Source organism: Streptomyces sp. RLA012 (assembly GCF_056270325.1).
On the sequence record NZ_JBWDPA010000002.1, the window covers coordinates 2,209,419 to 2,230,529 of the forward strand.

Below are 21,111 nucleotides of genomic sequence, written 5' to 3' on the forward strand. Positions count from 1 at the left end.
CCCCACTACTGCGCTCACTGTTCGCAGTAGTGTTATCGTGGCGGCCGGTACTGCGAACACCGTATCGCAGTAGAGCGGTGTCCATGCGAAAGGGAAACCACCATGCCCACTCCCGTCACGATCGTCGGCGCCGGACTCGGCGGCCTGACCCTCGCACGGGTCCTGCACCTGCACGGCACCCCCGCGACCATCTACGAAGCCGAGATATCGGCGGACGCCCGCACGCAGGGCGGTCAGCTCGACCTCCACGAGTACAACGGGCAGCTCGCCCTCGAAGCGGCCGGCCTCACCGACGAGTTCCGCGCGATCATCCACGAAGGCGGCGAGGCTCTGCGCGTGCTCGACCAGCACGGCGCGGTTCTGCTCGACCAGCCCGACGACGGCACAGGCGGTCGCCCGGAGGTGCTCCGCGGAGACCTGCGTCAGATCCTGATCAACTCGCTGCCCGACGAGATGATCCAGTGGGGACACAAGGTCACCAGTGTCCGCCCCCTCGGAGACGGCAGGCACGAGCTGACCTTTCGCCGACGGGCCAACCGTGACGACCGGCCTCCTCGTCGGCGCGGACGGCGCTTGGTCGAGGATCCGGCCGCTGCTGTCCGACGCGAAGCCCGAGTACGTCGGCACGTCGTTCATCGAGACCTATCTGTACGACGCCGACCAGCGCCACCCCGCAGTGGCCAAGGCCGCCGGCGACGGTTCCCTGTTCGCCGTCACAGCCGGCAAGGGGATCCTTGGCCACCGAGAGGCCGACGCCGTTCTTCACACCTACGTCGCGCTCAACAAGCCGCAGGACTGGATCGCCGCCATCCTCGCCAGTCCCGAAACGGCGGCGGCCCAGGTCGCGGCAGAATTCGCCGGATGGGCGCCTGAACTCACCGCACTCATCACTGACGGGGAAACAGCCCTCGCCCCGCGCCCGATCAGCGCCCTGCCGATCGGCCACCGCTGGGACCGCGTTCCCGGAGTGACGCTGCTGGGCGACGCCGCCCACCTCATGTCACCGTTCGCCGGGGAGGGCGCCAACCTCGCCATGTTCGACGGCGCCGAACTCGGCACAGCCATCGCCGCACATCCCGACGACGTCGAAGCCGCCCTTGCGGAGTACGAGCAGGCCCTTTTTCCCCGCAGTGCCCAGTTCGCCGCCGAATCCGACAAGAATCACCAGCTCATCTTCGGCGACAACGCCCCCGCCAGCCTGCTCGACCTGCTCATCGGCCAGGAGTCGACCGAGTGAGCGAGATCGCCGGAGGGGAGAGGGAGTTAAGTCCATAGTCTGCTTACGCCGGGCGACACGCGTCGGTGACGTAGACCGCCGGGCCCTGCTCACCAGGCCGGCGGACGTTGCGACGAGGCGTCGCAACGCGGCGGTGGCGGGTGGACCCCAGGTGGCCTTGCCGCCGGGGCGCCCGTGAACGCCGGCCTCCCCGATGAGGATGCCGCTCAGAGCGCGCAGCACCGCCCAGCCGCGAGGTTCAGCACTGGCCTTCTGGGCTGTAGCGCTAGGTTCAGGTTCGTTCTTGGCGTGCAGGCACCGCGTCCAGCGCCAGCTCCACTGTGGCGAGGAAGCTGTCGCGGGTGAAACCGATGGGTTCGATGCGGCGAGCGTAGTGAACCAGCGCGGGAAAGTCTGCCGGGTCGGCGCCGAGAGTGATCACTCGGAAGGATTCCAGTCTCCGCTTTTGCTCGGTCAGGCTGGAGGATTGGCTGGCCGCGTGCGCGGAGATCAGGGACACGGACAAGGTCACCAGCCGGTGGTACCACTCGGGGATGAGTTCCTCGGGCACTCCGGCGTCGCTGAGGGCCTGCAGGGTCTCCTCGATCACCAGCTGGCTGCCGGGCCCGGTGCCCGGATAGTGGCTGGCGTCCTTTGCCAGTTGCGGCAGCGCGGCGTACGCATCCCATGAGCGCAGGATCAGGTCGACGAGCCGCGCACGCCAGGTCCCCTGCCGCCGGTAGCCGTGCATGGCCTGGACGAGCACATGGTCCACGATCGCGAGCATCAGCTCGGTGCGGTTGCGGAAGTGGCGGTACAGGCTGGAGGAGTCGGTACCCAGCTCGGCGGCCAGCTTGCGCATGCTGAACAACTCGTCCTTCTCGGAGCCGGAAATCAGCTCCACGGCAGTGTCCAAGATGGTCTGCCTACTCCACCGCTGACGCATGGCGACAGCTTAGTCGAGCGGTGCGGGCGCTCCACCAAAATGACGAGAGCGGCGTTGAACGCGGTGTTGCGCGCAGTGCGTGCATAAGGTTCAATGAGGCCATGACAGACCTGCACGAGCTGGTCACCCTGCGGAACGGGTTCGACATCGCCCCGGGCGTGCGGAGCCGGCGTGACTCCGGCGAGGTCTACCGGGTGCGATCGCCGCTGGGGCACGAGGCCACCCTCTTCAGCCGCTACGACGATGTCCGGGCCGTGCACAGTGATGCCGAACGGCTCCGACTCGACGCGATCGGCCCGTCACCCGGCTTGGCAGCCGAGGGCGTGGACGACGAAGAGATGAAGCAACGCCGTGCCGGGCGGCTGCTGATGCTGGATCCACCCGAGCACACCCGTCTGCGGCGGCTGCTGACGGCGACGTTCACGGTCCGGCGGGCCCAGGCGCTGGGCCCGCGGATCCAGGAGATCGTCGACGAGCACCTGGACGCGATGGAGGCCGCCGGTCCGCCGGTCGATCTGGTTTCCGCGTTCGCGTTACCGGTGCCTTCACTGGTGATCTGCGAGTTGCTCGGGGTGCCGTTCGCCGACCGGGCCGAGTTCGGTGCGCGCAGCAACCGGTTCTTCGACACGACCATGTCCCCGCAGGAACGGCTGCGGTTGGACGCCGAAGCTGACGCTTACATGCACACCCTGGTGGCACGGCATCGGGAAAAGCCAGGGGACGACCTGTTGAGTCTCTTGATCCGCGAGCACGGCACGGGCGCGCTTTCCGACGAAGAGCTGGTCGGCCTGGCGGACCTGCTGCTGATCGCCGGCCACGAGACCACTGCGAACGTGATCTCACTCGGAACGCTCGCATTGCTGCGCCACCCCGACCAGCTCGCGCTGGTGCGCGACGATCCGAGCGCGGTCGAAGACGCGGTGGAGGAGTTGCTGCGCTTCACCTCGGTCCTGCACGCCGGCTTCGTGCGGGTAGCTGTCGAGGACACCACCATCGGCGGGCACCTGGTCCGGCGTGGCGAACACGTGGTTACCTCGCTGCCCGCGGCGAACCGCGATCCGGCGCTGCTGGATGGCGGAGACGACCTTGACGTCACCCGTGGCCGTTGTCCGCATGTTGCCTTCGGCCACGGCATCCACCACTGCCTCGGCGCGACTTTGGCTCGCCTCGAACTACAGCTGGCGCTTCCGGCATTGCTGCAGCGGTTCCCCGGGTTGCGCCTCGCCGACCCCGCCGCCAGACCCGCCTTCAAGCACCGTGCACTGATCTACGGTCTGCGATCCCTGCCCATAACCTGGTGACCATCCTCAAAGGAACAACCGTTGACCATCGACGAACAGTCCAACGCCGCGCTACTGGCCGAGGACGACTTTCCTGACCACCAGCAGGTGGTGCAACGGTTCGGCGACCTCTCACCGGACGGCACGACAAGCACGGTGGCATTGTCGCGTCTGTTCGAGCATCCCCGGGTTGGTCTGCGCTTCTCGCGCTTCGACAAGCTCACGGCTGACGGCGGGTTCAAGCCGTACCGGATCCTGTTTGTCGGCCAGCGTGTCGAACGGCAGACGGCGTTCGGCAAGGTCGGCGCGACCGTCCGGATCGGCACTGGTATCCGCACGATCGGACGGACCTCGTACACCTACGGTCAAGGCATGTTCGTCGACGGGCACCTCGTCGCCACGGCTGAGGCCACCATCGTCCTCGCCGACGAGTCCGGGCCGATCACCTTGCGGGACGAATTGCGCGCCGATCTTGAGGAGCTGCAACTGCCGCAAACCAGTGCAGCAGTCGCGTCGAAACCCGACCCGCGTCGCCGCGAGCGGCAGTACTACCTGGCCGCTGCCACCGTCCACAGCCGCGTCGGGGACGTCGACCTCAACCAGCACGTCAACTACATCGCCCAACTGGGCTGGTACGACGAGGCGATCGCGTCTTACGCACACCGTCTGCTGGGAGACGACGCTGCCAGGAAGCTCCCCCGATACCTCCCTTGGCGCTACCGCGTGACCTACCTCGGCGAAGTCCTTCACCCTCGCTCCTACGACATCGGGATCGCCGTCAGCGGACACGACGAGCACACCGTGCACTACGAACTGGGACTGTTCGACGGCGGACAATGCCTGGGGACCGCGGACGCCGCCGCACCACGCGGCAAGCTTTCCGCCACCGCACTCGCCTGGTCCCGCCAAGGGATCAGCTCGTGAATTCGCCGTCGCTGATGACCGGTACGCGCTCACCATTCCAGAACACAAGTCGATCAAGCCGCAGGCAAGAGAGATCGTCGCTGGCCAGCCGATCAGAGTTGTCCTGTCATACCCCTGAGCACGCGACCGCCGAACGCACTCTCGTGCCGCGAACCGGTCGTTCGCCGACACGGCCTGGCCGCCGGGTCCGGTGGCCAGGCCAGGTTCGGACGAAGTGGAACGTCGAGGTCCAGTGATCGCGGTCGGATCGACGAGTTTGACCTCCAGGCCGGCGACGCGGCGGTCTTGGAAGCGCAGGTTGGAGCGAGCGGCCTTCAGGTGCGGATCTGGGCACGGGCGGGGTATTCGTTCGTCGAGGGTGTGCCGACACATCCGGACGTGATGCACGCCGTGCGCGAGCAGACCTTCCGGTACCGCAGCCCGGTTCGCGGGGTCGTCCGTGTCAACGTGTGCTTCCGGCTGCAGCACCTCGGGAAGAGCAGCATGGTCTACGCGTTCCGCGTGCTCTCCGAGGACGGGGAAACGGTCCACGCCGAGGGCAGCCGCGCCGAGGTCAACGTGGACATGGCCTCGCTCGGATCCGCGCCCTGGGCCGACGCCACCCGTGACCTCGCCAACACGCTGTTCGGAACGTCCCCCGCGGACGCCACTGCGTCCAACGCGGCGGGCTGAACCATGGGCTTGGCTACTCCGTTGTCAGGAACGCCGGTGGCTGCGCGCTTGGATCACCAGGGGCGGCGACCCGGCGCATGCCCGCGCGGACCGCCGTCGGGCGTCCCCGGCGACAAGGCCGGGGACGCCCGACCGGCCGACTGTGAAACCAGGAAGCTCCACCGACTCAACGGCCTTATGTCCGGGGAGAATTGAACGTGATGAACAGCGCCTGCCGAAGAGCGTTGCTCATTTCCGTCTCGCTCGCGGCAAGCGTCACGCTGATGACCGCCTGTCAGGGAACAGACAAGGACGCCGCGCCGCCCAAGGTCTCCTCCTCGAATCCGGCCGGCGGCCCGGCCGTTTCCGATCCGACCACCGGAGACCAAGGACGGCGTCGGCTCCGGTGCCGACACCGGCAATGGCGAGCGTGCCCAGGCCGGGCAGACCTGCGGCGCCCACGACATTTCCTTGAGCACCAGGACCGAGCGTCAGGCCGGCGGATCCATCCTGATCACCGCGAAGGCTGAGTCAGCATCCACCGACGATCCGAATGCCGCCGACAGCAGTGACGCGGCCGAACTCCCCCGCCCTAGCGAAATGAGCACCTCTCGTCATGCCCGAACTGACCGCCACGGCACAGTACTTACTCGATCTGCTCGGCATCTTCGGCTTCGCGCTGTCGGGCGGCCTTCTCGGCGTACGCAAGGACTTCAACTTCTTCGGAACGGTCGTCCTCGCCGAAGCCGCCGGGCTCGGCGGCGGCCTGCTGAGGGATCTCGTACTCGACGTCCCGTCCATCGCGTTCACCGACCCCGGCTACCCCATCGCACCGGTCGCCGCGGCACTGATCGTCTACATCAGCAGGCCCCTTGCCCGCCCGCCCTACCTCTTCGACGTCCTGGACACAGTCGGTCTCGGCCTGTTCAGCGTCACCGGCACGATCAAAGGACTCCAGCACGGCATGGACGCCGTCCCCTCAGCCGCACTCGGCGTGATCACCGCCATGGGCGGCGGCATCCTCGCCAGCGCGGTAGCGCGAGAACTGCCCTCCATGCTGCGCTGGGACAGCGACCGGTACGCCATGCCCTCCATCACCGGCGCGGGAACGGCCGCCGCGCTGCACACGGCGGGAGCCCTGAACCTTGTCACAGCCACTGTCGCCGCGCTCGCCGCCTTCACGTTCCGCCTGATGGCACTTCACTTCCGATGGCGTCCACGCCGTTCGACCACCTGGCAGACCGTACCCACCCAGCCGCCACCGCTCCCACACACCGACGCCCTGCTCACGCCGCCTTCCCACAACGCCTTCGCGGACACCGTCCGCCTCAGAGCCCTCAGCGTCCAGCCGAGCCCGCCTCCCCAACAGCTCCCGCCGCCGCCGGTCGCCGAGACGATGCAACTGAGGGCGATCGACCCGTCGTCAACCGGCACGAGCCAGGCGGCACCGCTCCCCGACACAGCGCATCGAGTCCAACCCCACCGCGCGCTGCCGGACGGCGGTGCGAACGCGTGAAGACCAAAGTCGATCACCATTCCAGAACACAAGTCGATCAAGCCGCAGGCAAGAGAGATCGTCGCTGGCCAGCCGATCAGAAACGTCCTGTCATACCGCTGAGCACGCGACCGCCGAAGGCACTCTCGTGCCGCGAACCGGTCGTTCGCCGACACGGCCTGGCCGCCGGGTCCGGTGGCCAGGCCAGGTTCGGACGAAGTGGAACGTCGAGGTCCAGTGATCGCGGTCGGATCGACGAGTTTGACCTCCAGGCCGGCGACGCGGCGGTCTTGGAAGCGCAGGTTGGAGCGAGCGGCCTTCAGGTGTTCCTCCCGGACGGCGATCGCGTACGGCGTCGGGGTCATCGTGCGGCCGGTGCGCACCAGGATCTGATCCCCGGTCGTGCGCCGGATTCGGCCCAGACTCGGGCTCATCGCGGGGGGAGTGACGTGCAGGCGCGCGGCCGCCCCGGCCACACTTCCCTCCTCCAGCAGCGCGTCGAGCGCGGCGAGCAGATTCAAATCCAATTGCACGCGAGTAATCCTAGCCGTGCTTGACATGCATTTGAAGTTAATAACCGGGCTGCCTACCGTTGAGACGAACGCGCAGGACGGACCGCATATTTCGGCCAGACCGGCCTCACCATCCCCCTCTCAGACGGGAGTACCACCATGTCCGAAACGCTTCAGACCACTGACGTCGCCGCCTCCGACGCCGACCTGCTCGACCAGACCGCGAACGCCGTGCGCGCGGCCGGTTCGGCGCTGCGCGAGCGCTTCGGCGAGGTGGTCCGCTACCAGACCCGCGAGGAGCTGATGAGCGCGCTCGCCGCCAACGACGACACGGCCCTCGACATCCTGCGCCCCGCCCTCACGCGCCTTCGCCCGGATGCCCGTTTCGTGGAGGACGAGCTCGCCGGCGGGGCGCTGCCGTCCGGCGAGTGGTGGGTCGTGGATCCGGCCGAGGGCAACGTCAACCACCTGCACGCCCTGCCGGAGTGGGCGGTGACCGCCACCCTCGTACGCGACAACCAGCCGGTGCTCACCGTGGTCCATGTGCCGCTGACCGGGGAGACGTACACCGCGGTCGCCGGCGGGGGCGCCCACCTCGATGGCCGCCCGCTACGCGTCTCGCCGACCACGGACCTGGGCCTGGGGCTCGTGGCCACCAGCCAGGCCCGGCCGGACGAGAACGATGAGGTCGTGCGCCGCATCGGGTCCTCGATCACCGCGATGCTCTTCGACACGCTCGTCGTGCGCACCTCCGTACCCGCGACCCTGCACCTGGTGAACGTGGCCGCCGGCCGGCTCGACGCCTTCTGGCAGTTCGCCGGGGCCCGCGCGGACCTGCTGCCCGGGGCGCTGCTCGTCACCGAGGCCGGCGGACAGATCTCCGACGCCCAGGGCCGCCCCTGGACCCCGCAGAGCGAGAGCTTCCTGGCCGCCGCGCCCGGCGTCCACGCCCAGGCCGTCACCACGCTCTCCCGCTGACCACACACCACAACCGCACACACGAAAGAACCTGATCAACATGACCACGATCGCAGTTCTCGGAAACGGCCGCGTCGGCGGCAACCTGGCCGCAGCCCTCACCCGGGCAGGACACGAGGTGACGGCAGTGGACCGCGCGCCGGGCGCCGCCGCCGACGCCGCCCGGACAGCCCAGATCGTCATCAACGCCACCCCGGGCGCCGGCTCGCTGGAGACGCTCGTCGCCCTGCGCGAGGAACTGCAGGGCAAGATCCTCATCGACGTCTCCAACGCCACCGTCGACGGACCGGACGGACTGCCCGCCGACCTGATCTACCCCGGCTCAAGCCTCGCCGAGCAACTCCAGGAAGCCCTCCCCGAAACGCGCGTCGTCAAGACACTCAACACCATGCTCTTCCCGGTGATGACCGCGCCCGCCACGCTCACCCAGACGCCGACCGTCTTCCTCTCCGCCGCGGACCCGGAGGCCAAACAGGTCGTACGGGGACTTCTCTCCGACCTCGGCTGGCAGCAGGAGTGGATCACCGACCTCGGCGGTATCGAAACCGCCCGCGCCACGGAGGCCGCGATCCTGTTCGTCCCCCACGTGATCCGGTCCAGCGGCTTCACACCCTTCGCCGTCTCGATCACCCGCTGAAAGCCTGAGGCAACTCAGGCCGCCGCGGGGGGCAGGTCCAAACGCGCTCGCGCTCAACCGCCGACACCAGGATGTTGCCGAACGGGCGATGGCGATCCGCGAAGCTCGAGCACTGGACAGCACGATCACGGAGTGCACTGACCGACTGCACGACACGCAGGCACGCCGGCCTTCTCGGCGACCTGGGCTGGCAGCCCGCCTGGACCGAGTCTGATTACTTCCCGGACGTGAGCGTTTCAGGGCATGGCCAGGACGCGGGCCGTGAGCGGACCAGCTCACTGCGCGGCCCACCAGAACACGAAAGAACCCCGAGCCGCGATACCGGCCGACGAGCGACAGCAGCGAAGGCTCGAGCGTGCCGGGCCCGCGGCAAGGCACGGGGAGGACTTGACGACATCGATGAGGAGTCAACGCATGCCAGAGCACGGAACGCCTGAGCAGGACCACTTTTCCCAGGTCTATCACCTGATCATGGCCGCATGGGGAAGCCAGGCCGTCAGAGCGATCGCCTCCCTGTCGGTGGCCGAACACCTGGACAGGGGTCCGCTTTCCGCTCACGACATAGCCCTGAGGGAGTCGAGCGACCCGGACATGACCTACCGGGTGCTGCGGACGGGTGCAGCCCTGGGCCTACTCTCCTACGACGCCGGCCAGGGGACCTTCACGTCGACCTCGATGCTCGCTGTGCTGCACGCTGATTCCCCCACCTCCCTCAAGCACTACGCGCAAGCCGCCATCGGACCCGCGTTCTGGCTTCCCGCGGTTCTCCTGCCCGAAGCGGTGGCTGCGGGCTCCCACCAGGCAGCTCAGGCGCTGGGGTCGAATGTCTTCGAGTACCTCGGCAAGAACCCCGAGGAGGCGCGCAAGTTCAGTGCCGCGATGACCGATCTCTCGGCACCTGTGATTCGCGAGGCCGCAGCCGTCATCGACGTCGGCACGGCACAAACCGTCATCGACGTCGGCGGCGCGCACGGCGCTTTCGTGAGCGAGTTGGTGCAACGGAATCCGCAACTGACCGGCTCGGTCCTGGAACTCGCCCACGTCGCGGCGACCGTGGAAGACGAAGCACGCAAACGCGGACTGGGAGGCCGCATCACAGGCGTCGCCGGCGACTTCTTCGAGGCCGTGCCCGCTTCCGACATCTATCTCCTCAAGCACGTGCTGCACGACTGGGACGACACGTCATGCCGCTCGATCCTGTCGAACATCCGCAGTGCCATGCGTCCCGGTGCCCGGCTCTTCATCATCGAGATGCTCGTCAGCGACAGCGGCGCGAGTTCCGCTGCCGCACTCATGGACATGGCGATGCTCTTCGCCACCACAGGACAGGAGCGGGACCTCCCCCAGTTCGACACCTTGCTCACCGCCGCCGGACTGCGCCGGACACAAGCGGTTCCCCTCCGCTCGCCCTACTACCTGATCGAAGCCGACGCCCTCTAAGGGAGCGTTCATCTGAAGGGCTGCGTCGATCGGGTCGTGGCCGGTGATCGTCCAGACAGTTTCATCGGCGTGCGACCGGTCAGTGACGACGGTCCCGGACAGCAGGACCGGGCCGCGCTCAGGATCGAACGCCATGTGCGCCTGAGTCGGCCCTGAGGTCACTCCCAGGGTGTGGAGAACGCGGCGCGTGTAGAGGGTCAGCCGGCGGGCCAGCAGGTCCTGCCGGTGCAGGAGGTCGGTTCGGTCAAGGACTCCTGTCGGGGTGTGGGCGTGGGCCCAGATGCCGGTCACCGTGTGGCTGGGGCCGTCCGGACCGGGCCGGGTGATGCTGTTGACCAGGTACTGGCGCCCCTCCACGCGTTCCTGCACGACGAGGGCGGCATCGGCGCTGTGGCGGTAGGCGGCCTCCTGGATCCGCAGCCAGGCAGTCGCGATCTCCTGCGGGTGGAGCACAGGACGGACTGCCCGGGCACACCGATCGTGGCAGTGGCCAGCCGACAAGCGGCCGGCCGACAGGCGTCGGCCCAGGCCAGAGCCTCGGCGAGGAGGGTGGTACGCAGCGTGCGGGGCGCGGCGATTCCGGCCCGGGACAGGATTTCTGCTTGTATGCCGTGGTCGGTGCGCACACGGGCCGAGGCAGGGTTGCCGCTGCCGGGGAGGCGGAGTTGCCAGGCGATCCGCTCGGCCAGCTCCACGCCGACCGGGCTCGCGGCCATCACCGCATCCGCGCCGGCCGTGAGCAGCTTCTCGACGGTGCGGGGCAGGTCGCCGGTGTACGCGATGACGTCCGTAAACGCCTCGCCGGTCCCAACGTCCCTGTAGGCGGGGGGCCTTGTGCCGGGAGCGAGGGTGACCGCGACGGCCTCCCGTGCCCGGCGCCTCAGCGCGTCGGGGAACCGGGAGCCGGCGTGCGGGGCGATGACCGCGACCGCCGCCGCCGTACGCGGAACCGTTGCCGCACCATCGGCGTCGCCGGTGGCCATCAAATCCCCTCCTGGGGAGACTGGTACAGGGGCACGGTAGGGATCATCGTGTGCAGCTCGTGGTGTGCGCGGGGCTGGCGATATGAACCGTGAGGTGGTCGGCGACCAGGTCCAGGCGGCGGGCGCACGTGGCGATCGTGGAGCCGGTGACGACCCAGTGGGCGAGGCTGTCGTCGATGCTGGCCCGTGGCGGGGCGCTGACCTGTTCGCCGACGCCCCGTGTCCACACCAGCCATTCCAGCCACAGTTGGTCGTGCACGGAGCCGCGCACATCGAGGCGCTGGATGTGGCCCGTGTGCCGGGGGTAGAGGAAACCGATCGCGGCAGCTGCCGCGCGGGACAGCCTTCAGGTCGGGCGTCTCGCCGGTGGCGAGGGTGGCCAGGGCCTGGGGGATGTTGATGCCGGTGGCCCGCTCGACGAGGAGTGGTACGAGGTCCCCCGCCGGCCGACCGTTGACCTCGATCACGCGGGGACCGCTCGCCGTCAGCTGCACCTCGACGTGAAGCACTCCCAGCTCAGGCCTAAAGCCCGGACCGCGGCGGCCACGACCCCTTCAACAGGCCGCTCGACCTACGCGGCATCGCCTGACCTGCACGATCACCCGCAAACAGGACTTTGAAACGACCCTGCCTCATGCCTCCCGCGTCAGGCACGAGAAGACACCGCGGGAGAAGCAGTACCTGCGTCTACTGTTTCGCGCGCAAGACCCACAGCTATCTGGACCTCGACACGGGACTCGACTTCGACTCCCAGATCGTGGTGAAGGTCAACGCGCCGGAGCTGCTGCGCCGCCAGCTCGGTTCACGCCGCTGGCAGGGCGAACACATCGCCATGGGCACCAACGTCGACTGCTACCAGCGGGCCGAGGGCCGCTACCGGCTGATGCCGGGCATCATCGCGGCCCTGCGCGACCACGCGAACCCCTTCTCGATCCTGACGAAGGGCACCCTGATCCTGCGCGACCTCGATCTGCTGAAGCAGGCCTCCGAGGTCACCGACGTGGGGATCTCGGTCTCCGTGGGCTTCACCGACCCCGAGCTGTGGCGCACCGTCGAGCCGGGCACCCCGGCCCCCGAGCGCCGCCTGGACGTCGTGCGTACCCTGACGGACCACGGCATCGGCTGCGGGGTCCTGATGGCCCCCGTGATCCCCTTCCTGGGCGACAGCCCGGCCCAACTGCGCGCCACCGTCAGGGCGATCGCCGTCTCCGGGGCGACCTCGGTGACCCCGCTGGTGCTGCATCTGCGGCCGGGCGCCCGGGAGTGGTTCATGGCCTGGCTGGAGCACCACCACCCGTATCTCGTCCGGCGTTACGAGCGGCTGTACGCGGAGGGCGCGTACGCCCCGAAGTGGTACCAGCGCCGGATCACCCGTCAGGTCCACGAGCTGGCCCAGGAGTACGGCATCGGTCCCACGCGCGCGGGCATGCCCCGCAGGATCGGCGCGCCCGCCGAAGCCGAGCCGGCGGTCCCGGAGCCGACGCAGCTCACGCTGCTCTGACCACGGCATCCGAGCGGATCCTCCGGTCAATCGGGTCGAGTCCTGCCAGAACGCGTTCTTCCGGGGCCCCTTTCCGGGACGATACGGCGAAGGCCGTGGCGTGCACGGCTCAAATTCCTCCGCCCTGGGAGGGCTTGTGAAGAAACGCGCAGCTGCACTGTGCGGTGCTGTCGCCGTGCTGGCCGGGATGATCACGTCGATCCCCGCCGACGCGAGCGCCGGTTCCGCGACCGCACCGCGCACCACCCGGACCACCGCGAAACTCACCTGGAAGAAGTGCGCCACCAGCGACTACCCGACGCTCCAGTGCGCGTCCCTGCAGGTACCGCTGGACCACTCGAACCCCCGCAGCCGGCGGATCACCCTCGCCCTCTCGCGCGTCCCGCACACCGCGAAGACGTACCAGGGGCCGCTGCTGGTGAACCCGGGCGGCCCCGGCGGCAGCGGGCTCACCCTGGCCGGATTCGTCGCCTCCGCGCTGCCGAAGGCGGTGGCGGCACAGTACGACGTCATCGGCTTCGACCCGCGCGATGTCGGCGCGAGCAAGCCCGCCCTGGACTGCAGGCCCGGCCACTTCGATCCCGTACGGCCGGACTCCGTGCCCGGCACCCCGGCGATCGAGAGGGCCAACCTCGACCGCGCCAAGGCCTTCGCGAAGGCCTGCGGAAAGAAGTACGCGAGCCTGCTGCCGTACATCGACACGGTGAGCGCGGTCCGGGACATGGACTCGATCCGCGGCGCGCTCGGCGCCAAGAAGATCAACTACTTCGGCTACTCGTACGGCACCTACCTGGGCGCCGTGTACGCGAAGCTCTACCCGCAGCGCGTGCGCCGCCTGGTGCTCGACTCCATCGTCGACCCCACCGGCGTCTGGTACGACGACAACATCGGCCAGGACTACGCCTTCGACGACCGCCATCTGGCGTTCATGGCGTGGGTCGCGAAGCACAACGCGACCTACCGGCTCGGCACCGACCCGGCCAAGGTCGAGGCCAAGTGGTACGCGATGCGGGGAGCCCTGGCCAAGAACCCCGCGGGCAAGAAGGTGGGCGCCTCCGAACTGGAGGACACCTTCATCCCGGGCGGCTACTACAACGGCTACTGGCCCACCCTCGCCCAGGCGTTCGCGGCCTATGCGAACGACAAGAAGACGGCCCCGCTCGTCGCGGCCTACGAGAACTTCGCCGCGATCGACGCCTCGGGCGACAACGGCTACAGCATCTACACCGCGGTGCAGTGCCGGGACGCGTCCTGGCCGCGCGACTGGAACCAGTGGCGCAAGGACAACTGGGCGGTGTACGGCAAGGCGCCGTTCATGGCCTGGAACAACGCCTGGTACAACGCGCCGTGCGCGTTCTGGCCCACGGACACGCTGCGGCCGGTGAACATCGCCAACAAGGCGCTGCCGCCGACCCTGCTCTTCCAGGCCACGAACGACGCGGCCACTCCCTACGAGGGCGGTGTGACGGTCCACCACCAACTGCGCGGCTCCAGCCTGGTGGTCGAACAGGGCGGCGGGAACCACGGCATCACGCTGAGCGGCAACGCCTGTCTGGACAAGTACCTGGCGGCGTATCTCACCAACGGCAAGGTGCCGCACGGCGGTGGCGAGGCCGACGCGGTGTGCAAGAAGCTGCCGGACCCGGAGCCGCAGAGCGCGAAGGCGGCGTTGTCCACCGCCTCGGCCGGTGCGGTCTCGGGAGACGCGGCCTCGGACGGTGCGACGCTGCACGGTCTGCTCGGCTTCCGCGGCTGAGCACGCGCTGAGCACGTACTGAGCACGTACTGAGCACGTACTGAACACGTACTGAACACGCCTTGACGGCCCGTCGGGGGCGTTGTCAGACCCATGGTCCACCATGGACGCATGAGTGAGCTGACCCGCATTCCCGCCCCCGACGGGGTCGCCCCCGCCGCCGCGTACTCGCATGTCGTCCTCGGTACGGGCCGCTTCGTGGCGGTCTCGGGGCAGCTCGCCCTGGACGAGGACGGCAAGCTGGTCGGCGAGGGCGACCCCGGGGCCCAGGCCCGCCAGGTGTTCGAGAACCTGCGCCGCTGTCTGGCCGCCGCCGGCGCGACCTTCGACGACGTCGTCAAACTCACCTTCTTCGTCACGGACATGGCTCATATGCCGGCGATCCGTGCGGCCCGCGACGCCCACATACCCGCGGACCGCCTCCCGGCCGCGTCGGCGGTCCAGGTCGCCGCGCTGGTGCGCCCCGAGTTCCTGATGGAGATCGAGGCGTACGCGGTGGTGGGCGAGTGAGCGCGGTGCCGGTCCGGATCCGGGAGATGGTCCTCCCGGACTGCGAGCGGGTGGCCGAGATCCGCGTCCGCGGCTGGCAGAGCGCGTACAAGGGGCTGATTCCCCAGTCGTACCTCGACGCGCTCGGTGTGGAGCAGGACGCGCAGCGACGGCGTGAGCACTTCGAGCGGAGCGACGGCACGGTCGTGAACCTGGTCGCGGAGCGGGACGGCGAGGTGGTCGGCTGGGCCTGTCACGGTCCGTACCGGGACGACGAAGTCCGGGCCGACGACACCGGGGCGGCCGAGTTGTACGCGATCTACGTCCATCCCGACCGGGCCGGAGCCGGGGCGGGGCGCGCACTCCTCACCGCCTCGACGGGCCGGTGCGCCGCTGCCGGGTACGAGCGGATGCTGCTGTGGGTGCTCAAGGGGAACGAGAGGGCGCGTCGGTTCTACGAACGGGCCGGGTTCGGCCCCGACGGTGCCGAGGAGCCGTTCGAGGTGGAGGGTGTCGCGGTGCCCGAGGTCCGATACGCCCGCATCCTCACCCGCTCCGGCGCCGACACCGGGGCCCGCCGGTAGCTCGGGAACATCTTTCCGGTTCCGACCGCTCCCGCGCGGACGTCACGGACTACGCTCGAAGGGCTGGGTCCGGAGCGCGACGACACCGGTGAGCACGGTCGACGAGGCGCTGCGGGAGGCGGCCCGTCGGCCGCCCGCCGTGTCACCCGGGCAGTCGGGCCAGCGCGCGTACGGCCGCCTCGGCGAGGGCCGGATGAGCGAGCGCCTCGTCCAGGACGGGTCTGGCGCGGGCGTCGCCCAGCTCTCCGAGCCCCTCCACACAGGCGAGCGCGACTCTGCGGTAGGGGTCGTGCGGGCGCAGTCTGCGCCGCAGCGTGGTGATCAGCGCCGGTACGGCCTCGGGAGCGCGCAGCTCGACCAGGAGCCGTACCGGATGGAGCGCGTAGGCGACGCGCAGTTCATTGGTGGCGAGCGCGGCCGCCGCGCGGGCCGTACGGGGATCGCCGAGCCGGGCGAGCGCGTACGCCGCGGACGCGCAGCGCTGCGGGTCGCGGTGGTTGAGCAGCAGGACGAGCGCCTCGAAGGCCCGCCGGTCGCCGGCGAGCCCGAGCCGGAAGGCGACCAACTCCCGCGCCCACAAGGGCTGTCCGGCCGCGGTCAGCGCGTCGGCCAGCGCATCCGGGTCCTCGGCCGCCACGAGTCGCTCGTACTCCGACGACGCTCCCGCCTCGTTTCGTAAACGCTCCGTGAGTGATCGCAACTCTTCGTCCATGATGCCGAGCCTAGGCGCGGCTCCCGTGGCTCCGGGACCTACATCACAAACTCGGGGGCTGGCGCGCTCGTTACTGGCGGGTTAAGCTCAGACGAGCGAGTTACCCACTCGTGTCTTGCTTGCGGTGGCCTGGTGACGCAGCCGCCGCGAGAGCAGTCGGTTCGGTGCCTCAGGTACCTCAGTACGACATGGCTCCGGGACAGAGCCGGTCGGCTTCACCGTTCACCGGGCACGCCCTCGCGGGCACCCCGTTCGGACGGCACCGGGCGTGTGCGCTCGTCAGCCCGGCAACACCCGCACTCTCCGCACTCCGTGCGCCCCCTCGGCGTACCTGCGTGCGCTCCTCAGTCGTCACCCTCTTCCTGGAGTCCCGCGATGGCCACTCCCCTGTCCGACACCCCTCTGTCCCCGCTCAGGACCGTCGCCGTCGTCGGCCTCGGCACGATGGGCACCGGCATCGCCGAGGTCCTCGTCCGGGCCGGCCGCGACGTCATCGGCATCGACATCAGCGAGGCCGCGGCCACTCAGGCCGTCAGCGCCCTCGAAGCCTCCACCGCCCGTGCCGTGCGGCGCGAGCGGCTCACCGAGCAGGAGCGCGCCGACGCCCTGGCCCGCTTCCGCACCTTCACCGACCTCGTGGCCGCGGCCGACGCCGACCTGGTCATCGAGGTGACTCCGGAGTCGTACGACATCAAGCAGCAGGTGTTCCGCGCGCTGGACGGCATCGTGCGCCCGGACACCATCCTGGCCACCGGCACCAACGCCCTCTCGGTGACCCGGCTGGCCGCCGACTCGGCCCGCCCCGAGCGCGTCCTGGGCCTGCACTTCTTCAACCCGGCCCCGGCGATGAAGCTGGTCGAGGTCGTGTCGTCCGTGCTGACCGCGCCCACGGCCGTGAGCGCGGTCACCAACCTCGCGCTCGACCTCGGCAAGGAGCCCGTCGCGGTCGGCGACCGCCCCGGCTTCGTCGCCGACGGGCTGCTGTTCGGCTACCTGAACCAGGCCGCCGCGATGTACGAGGCCAAGTACGCCTCCCGCGAGGACATCGACGCCGCGATGAAGCTCGGCTGCGGACTGCCCATGGGGCCGCTCGCGCTGCTCGACCTGATCGGCGTCGACACCGCCCGTACGGTCCTGGAGGCCATGTACGCCGAGTCCCGTGACCGGCTGCACGCGCCCGCCCCCATCCTCAAGCAGCTCAGCGAGGCGGGCCTGACCGGCAGGAAGTCGGGGCGCGGCTTCTACTCGTACGAGGCGTCCGGCAGCGCGACGGTCGTGCGGGACGCCCTGACTCCCCTTTCCGGCGGACCCGAGTTCCCCGGCCGTACGATCGGCTCCGTCGGTGTCGCGGGCTCCGGGACCATGGCGTCGGGCATCGCCGAGGTCTTCGCGAAGGCCGGGTACGAGGTCGTCCTCGCCGCCCGCACCGAGGAGAAGGCCCGGGCCGCCAAGGCCCGTATCGGCAAGTCCCTGGCCCGCTCGGTCGACAAGGGCCGGATGACCGCCGAGGCCGCCGCGGGCACCCTGGACCTGATCGTCCCGGCGGGCTCGTACGACGCCTTCGCCGAGGTCGATCTCGCCCTGGAGGCGGTCGCCGAGGACCTGGAGGTCAAGCAGCAGCTGTTCGGGGTGTTCGACAAGGTCTGCAAGCCCGGCGCGATCCTCGCCACGACCACCTCCTCGCTGCCCGTCGTCGCCTGCGCCCGCGCCACCTCGCGCCCGCAGGACGTCATCGGCATGCACTTCTTCAACCCGGCCCCGGCGATGAAGCTCGTCGAGGTGGTCCGGACCGTCCTGACCGCGGACGATGTGCACGCCACGGTCCGCGAGCTGTGCGGGAAGATCCGCAAGCACCCGGTGGACTGCGGGGACCGCGCCGGATTCATCGTGAACGCGCTGCTCTTCCCGTACCTGAACAACGCGATCAAGATGGTGCAGGAGCACTACGCCTCCCTCGACGACATCGACGCGGCGATGAGGCTGGGCGGCGGGTACCCGATGGGGCCCTTCGAGCTCCTGGACGTGGTCGGCCTGGACGTCTCCCTGGCCATCGAGAAGGTGCTCCACCGAGAGTTCCGCGACCCCGGGCTCGCCCCGGCGCCGCTCCTGGAGCACCTGGTGGCCGCGGGCTGCCTCGGCCGCAAGACGGGCCGCGGCTTCCGCGAACATGCCCGCCGCTGAGCGTTCCGGCGACCGGTTGCGAGACAGCGCCGACTGGGGCGGACTGCTCGACCCGACCGGCAACCCCCCGTCCCTGGCGGGCGGGGGGTTCCCCGGACATGCACGTTCCCCTGCGCACATGCAGTACGTTCGGGGCATGTCCCAGCCCGCCAAGTCCTCACGTACACCTGCCACGCCCGACGCACCGGAGAGCGCCGCGGGCAGTCGCGCCGCCGCCCAACGGCTCAAGATGCGCCGGGAACTGGCGGCCGCGGCCATGGAGCTGTTCGCGACCAAGGGGTACGAGGCGACCACCGTCGACGAGATCGCGGCCCGGGCCGGGGTGGCCCGCCGTACGTTCTTCCGCCACTTCCGCTCCAAGGAAGAGGCGATCTTCCCCGATCACGACGACACCCTGATCCGTGCCGAGGCGGTCCTGAACGCGGCGCCGGCGCACGAGCACCCGCTCGACACGGTGTGCCGCGGCATCAAGGAAGTCATGAAGATGTACGCGGCCCAGCCCGAGATCTCCGTCTCGCGCTACAAGCTGACGCGTGAGGTACCGACGCTGCGCGAGGCCGAGATCGCCTCCGTGGCCCGGTACGAGCGGCTCTTCACCCGCTACCTCCTGGGCCACTTCGACGAGCACGCGCACGACGACGACGCCAACGACGATCCGCTGCTCGCGGAGGTCGCCGCGTCCGCCGTGGTCACGGCGCACAACCATGTCCTACGCCGCTGGCTGCGGGCCGGGGGCCAGGGTGACGTCGAGGCGCAGCTGGACCACGCCTTCTCCATCGTCCGGAAGACGTTCGGGACGGGCATCGGGGCCGGGCGGGACGCCACGCCCCGGTCGACGCCGGCGTCCTCCTTCACGGAGGGGGACGTGCTGGTGACCGTGGCTCGGGTCGACGCACCCCTGGACCAGGTGATGCGGACCATCGAGAAGGCGCTGCGGGAACGGTCGTAGGGCAGCGCCCCCCGATCCCGCACCGCCCCGATCCCACAACACCCACACCCACACCCGCGCCTCCCGGTGCCGACCCGGCGCCCGTGTGCCCCGAACCCGACACCCGGCGTTCGCTTCCGCGGCTGCGCCGCCCGCCGTACCGGGCCCCCGAAGCGACCCGCGATACCGCCTCTGAGCAGCGGTTTTTGATCGATCATCGGTCGATCTGATCGATCATCGCTCACGTGTTACGTAAAGATTTCACCTGAGCGAAACTCATGGCACTCCGTGCCTTGCGAGGTGACACGGCGTGCCATACGTTGATGTTGTCCGGGCGGCCGGCGTGCAGAGACCCTTCGTACGCCGGCTGTCCCCGCAAGCCTCTCCCAGGCGAGCGCGCCCGGACGCCTGCGTCACAGGCACCCTCGTGCGCCGACCCGGCGCCGCCACCGCACCACCCCCTCCGCCGAACCGACGGCACACCCCTCACTCCCAGCAGCAGCACCGACGTAACCCTCAGCGTCTCCCCTCAAGACGCTCGTCGCCGGAGGCAACACCATGAAGGACATCCTGGACGCGATTCAGTCGCAGACGGCCACGTCTGCCGACTTCGCCGCTCTGCCGCTCCCCGACTCGTACCGCGCGATCACCGTGCACAAGGACGAGACGGAGATGTTCGCCGGGCTCACCACCCGCGACAAGGACCCCCGCAAGTCGATCCACCTGGACGACGTGCCGGTGCCGGAGCTCGGCCCGGGCGAGGCCCTGGTGGCCGTCATGGCCTCCTCCGTCAACTACAACTCGGTCTGGACCTCGATCTTCGAGCCGATGGCGACCTTCGGTTTCCTGGAGCGCTACGGCAAGCTCAGCGAGCTCACCAAGCGCCACGACCTGCCGTACCACATCATCGGTTCCGACCTCGCGGGCGTCGTCCTGCGCACCGGCCCCGGCGTCAACGCCTGGAAGCCCGGTGACGAGGTCGTCGCGCACTGCCTGTCCGTCGAGCTGGAGTCCAGCGACGGGCACAACGACACGATGCTCGACCCCGAGCAGCGCATCTGGGGCTTCGAGACCAACTTCGGCGGTCTCGCCGAGATGGCTCTCGTGAAGTCCAACCAGCTGATGCCCAAGCCCGGCCATCTGTCGTGGGAGGAGGCCGCCGCCCCCGGGCTCGTGAACTCCACCGCGTACCGCCAGCTGGTCTCCCGCAACGGCGCCGGGATGAAGCAGGGCGACAACGTGCTCATCTGGGGCGCGAGCGGTGGACTCGGCTCGTACGCCACGCAGTTCGCGCTCGCCGGTGGCGCCAACCCCATCTGTGTCGTGAGCAGCGAGCAGAAGGCGGGCATCTGCCGGGCGATGGGCGCCGACGCGATCATCGACCGCAACGCCGAGGACTTCAAGTTCTGGAAGGACGAGCACAACCAGGACCCGAAGGAGTGGAAGCGGTTCGGGAAGCGCATCCGTGAGCTGACCGGCGGCGAGGACGTCGACATCGTCTTCGAGCACCCCGGACGCGAGACCTTCGGCGCCTCCGTCTACGTCACCCGCAAGGGCGGCACCATCGTCACCTGCGCCTCGACCTCGGGCTACAACCACGAGTACGACAACCGCTACCTGTGGATGTCCCTGAAGCGCATCATCGGCTCGCACTTCGCCAACTACCGCGAGGCCTGGGAGGCCAACCGGCTGGTCGCCAAGGGCAAGATCCACCCGACGCTCTCCAAGGTGTACTCCCTGGAGGAGACCGGGCAGGCCGCGTACGACGTGCACCGCAACCTCCACCAGGGCAAGGTCGGCGTGCTCGCGCTGGCGCCCGGCGAGGGGCTGGGCGTGCGCGACGAGGAGAAGCGCGCCCAGCACATCGATGCCATCAACCGCTTCCGGAACGTCTGAGG

The 21,111-nt window shown here is 69.4% G+C and carries 17 protein-coding genes and 4 pseudogenes; 15 read left to right on the plus strand and 6 right to left on the minus strand.

Annotated elements, in window-relative coordinates; translation table 11 throughout:
* Positions 1-102 precede the first annotated feature (102 nt).
* A pseudogene (locus tag RV986_RS10360) lies at positions 103-1,237 on the plus strand (FAD-dependent oxidoreductase).
* Positions 1,238-1,339: 102 nt separating this feature from the next.
* Here the strand turns inward: RV986_RS10360 and RV986_RS10365 are convergent.
* Both RV986_RS10365 and RV986_RS10370 read right to left on the minus strand, forming a co-directional pair.
* Positions 1,340-1,471: pseudogene (locus RV986_RS10365) on the minus strand (aminoglycoside phosphotransferase); the annotation flags it as partial.
* A 37-nt stretch (positions 1,472-1,508) separates the two neighbouring features.
* A complete protein-coding gene (locus RV986_RS10370) occupies positions 1,509-2,162 on the minus strand; it encodes a TetR/AcrR family transcriptional regulator (RefSeq protein ID WP_475917104.1) in 654 nt (217 codons plus the stop codon).
* Positions 2,163-2,263: 101 nt separating this feature from the next.
* Between RV986_RS10370 and RV986_RS10375 the strand changes: the two genes are divergently transcribed.
* The 4 genes from RV986_RS10375 (at position 2,264) to RV986_RS10390 (ending at position 6,533) form a co-directional block, all read left to right on the plus strand.
* The gene (locus RV986_RS10375; RefSeq protein WP_475917105.1) at positions 2,264-3,463 is read left to right on the plus strand and encodes a cytochrome P450; all 1,200 of its coding nucleotides are present in this window, start codon (positions 2,264-2,266) and stop codon (positions 3,461-3,463) included.
* Positions 3,464-3,484: 21 nt separating this feature from the next.
* Complete coding sequence (locus RV986_RS10380; protein WP_475917106.1) at positions 3,485-4,366, plus strand: hypothetical protein; 882 nt, start codon at positions 3,485-3,487, stop codon at positions 4,364-4,366.
* Between the two features lie 285 nt (positions 4,367-4,651).
* Positions 4,652-5,038: an acyl-CoA thioesterase gene (locus tag RV986_RS10385; RefSeq protein WP_382339841.1), complete on the plus strand. Its 387-nt coding sequence runs from the start codon at positions 4,652-4,654 to the stop codon at positions 5,036-5,038.
* A 595-nt stretch (positions 5,039-5,633) separates the two neighbouring features.
* Positions 5,634-6,533 carry a trimeric intracellular cation channel family protein gene (locus RV986_RS10390; protein WP_475917107.1) on the plus strand — a complete coding sequence of 300 codons (900 nt, stop codon included), beginning with the start codon at positions 5,634-5,636 and terminating at the stop codon, positions 6,531-6,533.
* Positions 6,534-6,838: 305 nt separating this feature from the next.
* Here the strand turns inward: RV986_RS10390 and RV986_RS10395 are convergent.
* Positions 6,839-7,045, minus strand: a pseudogene (locus RV986_RS10395) (helix-turn-helix domain-containing protein); the annotation flags it as partial.
* 138 nt (positions 7,046-7,183) lie between these two features.
* Between RV986_RS10395 and RV986_RS10400 the strand changes: the two are divergent.
* The 3 genes from RV986_RS10400 to RV986_RS10410 all read left to right on the plus strand — a co-directional run bounded on the left by RV986_RS10400 (position 7,184) and on the right by RV986_RS10410 (position 10,079).
* The gene (locus RV986_RS10400; protein ID WP_475917108.1) at positions 7,184-8,002 is read left to right on the plus strand and encodes an inositol monophosphatase family protein; all 819 of its coding nucleotides are present in this window, start codon (positions 7,184-7,186) and stop codon (positions 8,000-8,002) included.
* Positions 8,003-8,042: 40 nt separating this feature from the next.
* Entirely contained in the window at positions 8,043-8,639 is a 597-nt protein-coding gene (locus RV986_RS10405) for an NADPH-dependent F420 reductase (protein WP_475917102.1), read from the plus strand.
* A gap of 414 nt (positions 8,640-9,053) precedes the next feature.
* Complete coding sequence (locus RV986_RS10410) at positions 9,054-10,079, plus strand: methyltransferase (RefSeq protein ID WP_329375642.1); 1,026 nt, start codon at positions 9,054-9,056, stop codon at positions 10,077-10,079.
* 287 nt (positions 10,080-10,366) lie between these two features.
* On the opposite strand, the gene RV986_RS10415 is transcribed toward RV986_RS10410, so the two are convergent.
* Together RV986_RS10415 and RV986_RS10420 are read right to left on the minus strand one after the other, a co-directional pair.
* Positions 10,367-11,062, minus strand: a complete 696-nt coding sequence (locus tag RV986_RS10415) for a hypothetical protein (protein WP_475917109.1) — start codon at positions 11,060-11,062, stop codon at positions 10,367-10,369.
* A 43-nt stretch (positions 11,063-11,105) separates the two neighbouring features.
* On the minus strand, positions 11,106-11,321 hold the full coding sequence (locus RV986_RS10420) for a hypothetical protein (RefSeq protein ID WP_475917110.1): 216 nt from the start codon (positions 11,319-11,321) through the stop codon (positions 11,106-11,108).
* Between the two features lie 333 nt (positions 11,322-11,654).
* On the opposite strand from RV986_RS10420, the pseudogene RV986_RS10425 reads away from it, so the two are divergent.
* The 4 genes and pseudogenes from RV986_RS10425 to RV986_RS10440 all read left to right on the plus strand — a co-directional run.
* Positions 11,655-12,563 (plus strand): annotated as a pseudogene (locus RV986_RS10425) (radical SAM protein); the annotation flags it as partial.
* A gap of 136 nt (positions 12,564-12,699) precedes the next feature.
* Complete coding sequence (locus RV986_RS10430) at positions 12,700-14,319, plus strand: alpha/beta hydrolase (RefSeq protein WP_475917111.1); 1,620 nt, start codon at positions 12,700-12,702, stop codon at positions 14,317-14,319.
* A gap of 111 nt (positions 14,320-14,430) precedes the next feature.
* Positions 14,431-14,829: a RidA family protein gene (locus tag RV986_RS10435; protein WP_475917112.1), complete on the plus strand. Its 399-nt coding sequence runs from the start codon at positions 14,431-14,433 to the stop codon at positions 14,827-14,829.
* 26 nt (positions 14,830-14,855) lie between these two features.
* Positions 14,856-15,392 (plus strand): N-acetyltransferase family protein, encoded by a 537-nt coding sequence (locus tag RV986_RS10440; RefSeq protein WP_475924242.1) that lies wholly within the window; start codon positions 14,856-14,858, stop codon positions 15,390-15,392.
* Positions 15,393-15,534: 142 nt separating this feature from the next.
* Here RV986_RS10440 and RV986_RS10445 read toward each other — a convergent pair whose 3' ends face one another.
* Positions 15,535-16,104 carry an adenylosuccinate lyase gene (locus tag RV986_RS10445; protein ID WP_475917113.1) on the minus strand — a complete coding sequence of 190 codons (570 nt, stop codon included), beginning with the start codon at positions 16,102-16,104 and terminating at the stop codon, positions 15,535-15,537.
* 375 nt (positions 16,105-16,479) lie between these two features.
* Here RV986_RS10445 and RV986_RS10450 point away from each other — a divergent pair, with 375 nt between their 5' ends.
* The 3 genes from RV986_RS10450 to ccrA all read left to right on the plus strand — a co-directional run bounded on the left by RV986_RS10450 (position 16,480) and on the right by ccrA (position 21,109).
* Positions 16,480-18,285 (plus strand): 3-hydroxyacyl-CoA dehydrogenase family protein, encoded by a 1,806-nt coding sequence (locus RV986_RS10450; RefSeq protein WP_475917114.1) that lies wholly within the window; start codon positions 16,480-16,482, stop codon positions 18,283-18,285.
* 136 nt (positions 18,286-18,421) lie between these two features.
* The gene (locus tag RV986_RS10455) at positions 18,422-19,234 is read left to right on the plus strand and encodes a TetR family transcriptional regulator (RefSeq protein WP_475917115.1); all 813 of its coding nucleotides are present in this window, start codon (positions 18,422-18,424) and stop codon (positions 19,232-19,234) included.
* A 537-nt stretch (positions 19,235-19,771) separates the two neighbouring features.
* Positions 19,772-21,109 (plus strand): crotonyl-CoA carboxylase/reductase, encoded by a 1,338-nt coding sequence (gene ccrA / locus RV986_RS10460; protein WP_475917116.1) that lies wholly within the window; start codon positions 19,772-19,774, stop codon positions 21,107-21,109.
* The last annotated feature ends 2 nt before the right edge of the window (positions 21,110-21,111 follow it).

Excerpts from the sequence above, each read along its gene's own strand:
- RV986_RS10370 (WP_475917104.1), bottom strand. The coding sequence starts at position 2,162 with ATGCGTCAGCGGTGGAGTAGGCAGACCATCTTGGACACTGCCGTGGAG.
- RV986_RS10375 (WP_475917105.1), top strand. The coding sequence starts at position 2,264 with ATGACAGACCTGCACGAGCTGGTCACCCTGCGGAACGGGTTCGACATC.
- RV986_RS10390 (WP_475917107.1), top strand. The coding sequence starts at position 5,634 with ATGCCCGAACTGACCGCCACGGCACAGTACTTACTCGATCTGCTCGGC.
- RV986_RS10400 (WP_475917108.1), top strand. The coding sequence starts at position 7,184 with ATGTCCGAAACGCTTCAGACCACTGACGTCGCCGCCTCCGACGCCGAC.
- RV986_RS10405 (WP_475917102.1), top strand. The coding sequence starts at position 8,043 with ATGACCACGATCGCAGTTCTCGGAAACGGCCGCGTCGGCGGCAACCTG.
- RV986_RS10410 (WP_329375642.1), top strand. The coding sequence starts at position 9,054 with ATGCCAGAGCACGGAACGCCTGAGCAGGACCACTTTTCCCAGGTCTAT.
- RV986_RS10415 (WP_475917109.1), bottom strand. The coding sequence starts at position 11,062 with ATGGCCACCGGCGACGCCGATGGTGCGGCAACGGTTCCGCGTACGGCG.
- RV986_RS10435 (WP_475917112.1), top strand. The coding sequence starts at position 14,431 with ATGAGTGAGCTGACCCGCATTCCCGCCCCCGACGGGGTCGCCCCCGCC.
- RV986_RS10440 (WP_475924242.1), top strand. The coding sequence starts at position 14,856 with ATGGTCCTCCCGGACTGCGAGCGGGTGGCCGAGATCCGCGTCCGCGGC.
- RV986_RS10445 (WP_475917113.1), bottom strand. The coding sequence starts at position 16,104 with ATGGACGAAGAGTTGCGATCACTCACGGAGCGTTTACGAAACGAGGCG.
- RV986_RS10450 (WP_475917114.1), top strand. The coding sequence starts at position 16,480 with ATGGCCACTCCCCTGTCCGACACCCCTCTGTCCCCGCTCAGGACCGTC.
- RV986_RS10455 (WP_475917115.1), top strand. The coding sequence starts at position 18,422 with ATGTCCCAGCCCGCCAAGTCCTCACGTACACCTGCCACGCCCGACGCA.
- ccrA (WP_475917116.1), top strand. The coding sequence starts at position 19,772 with ATGAAGGACATCCTGGACGCGATTCAGTCGCAGACGGCCACGTCTGCC.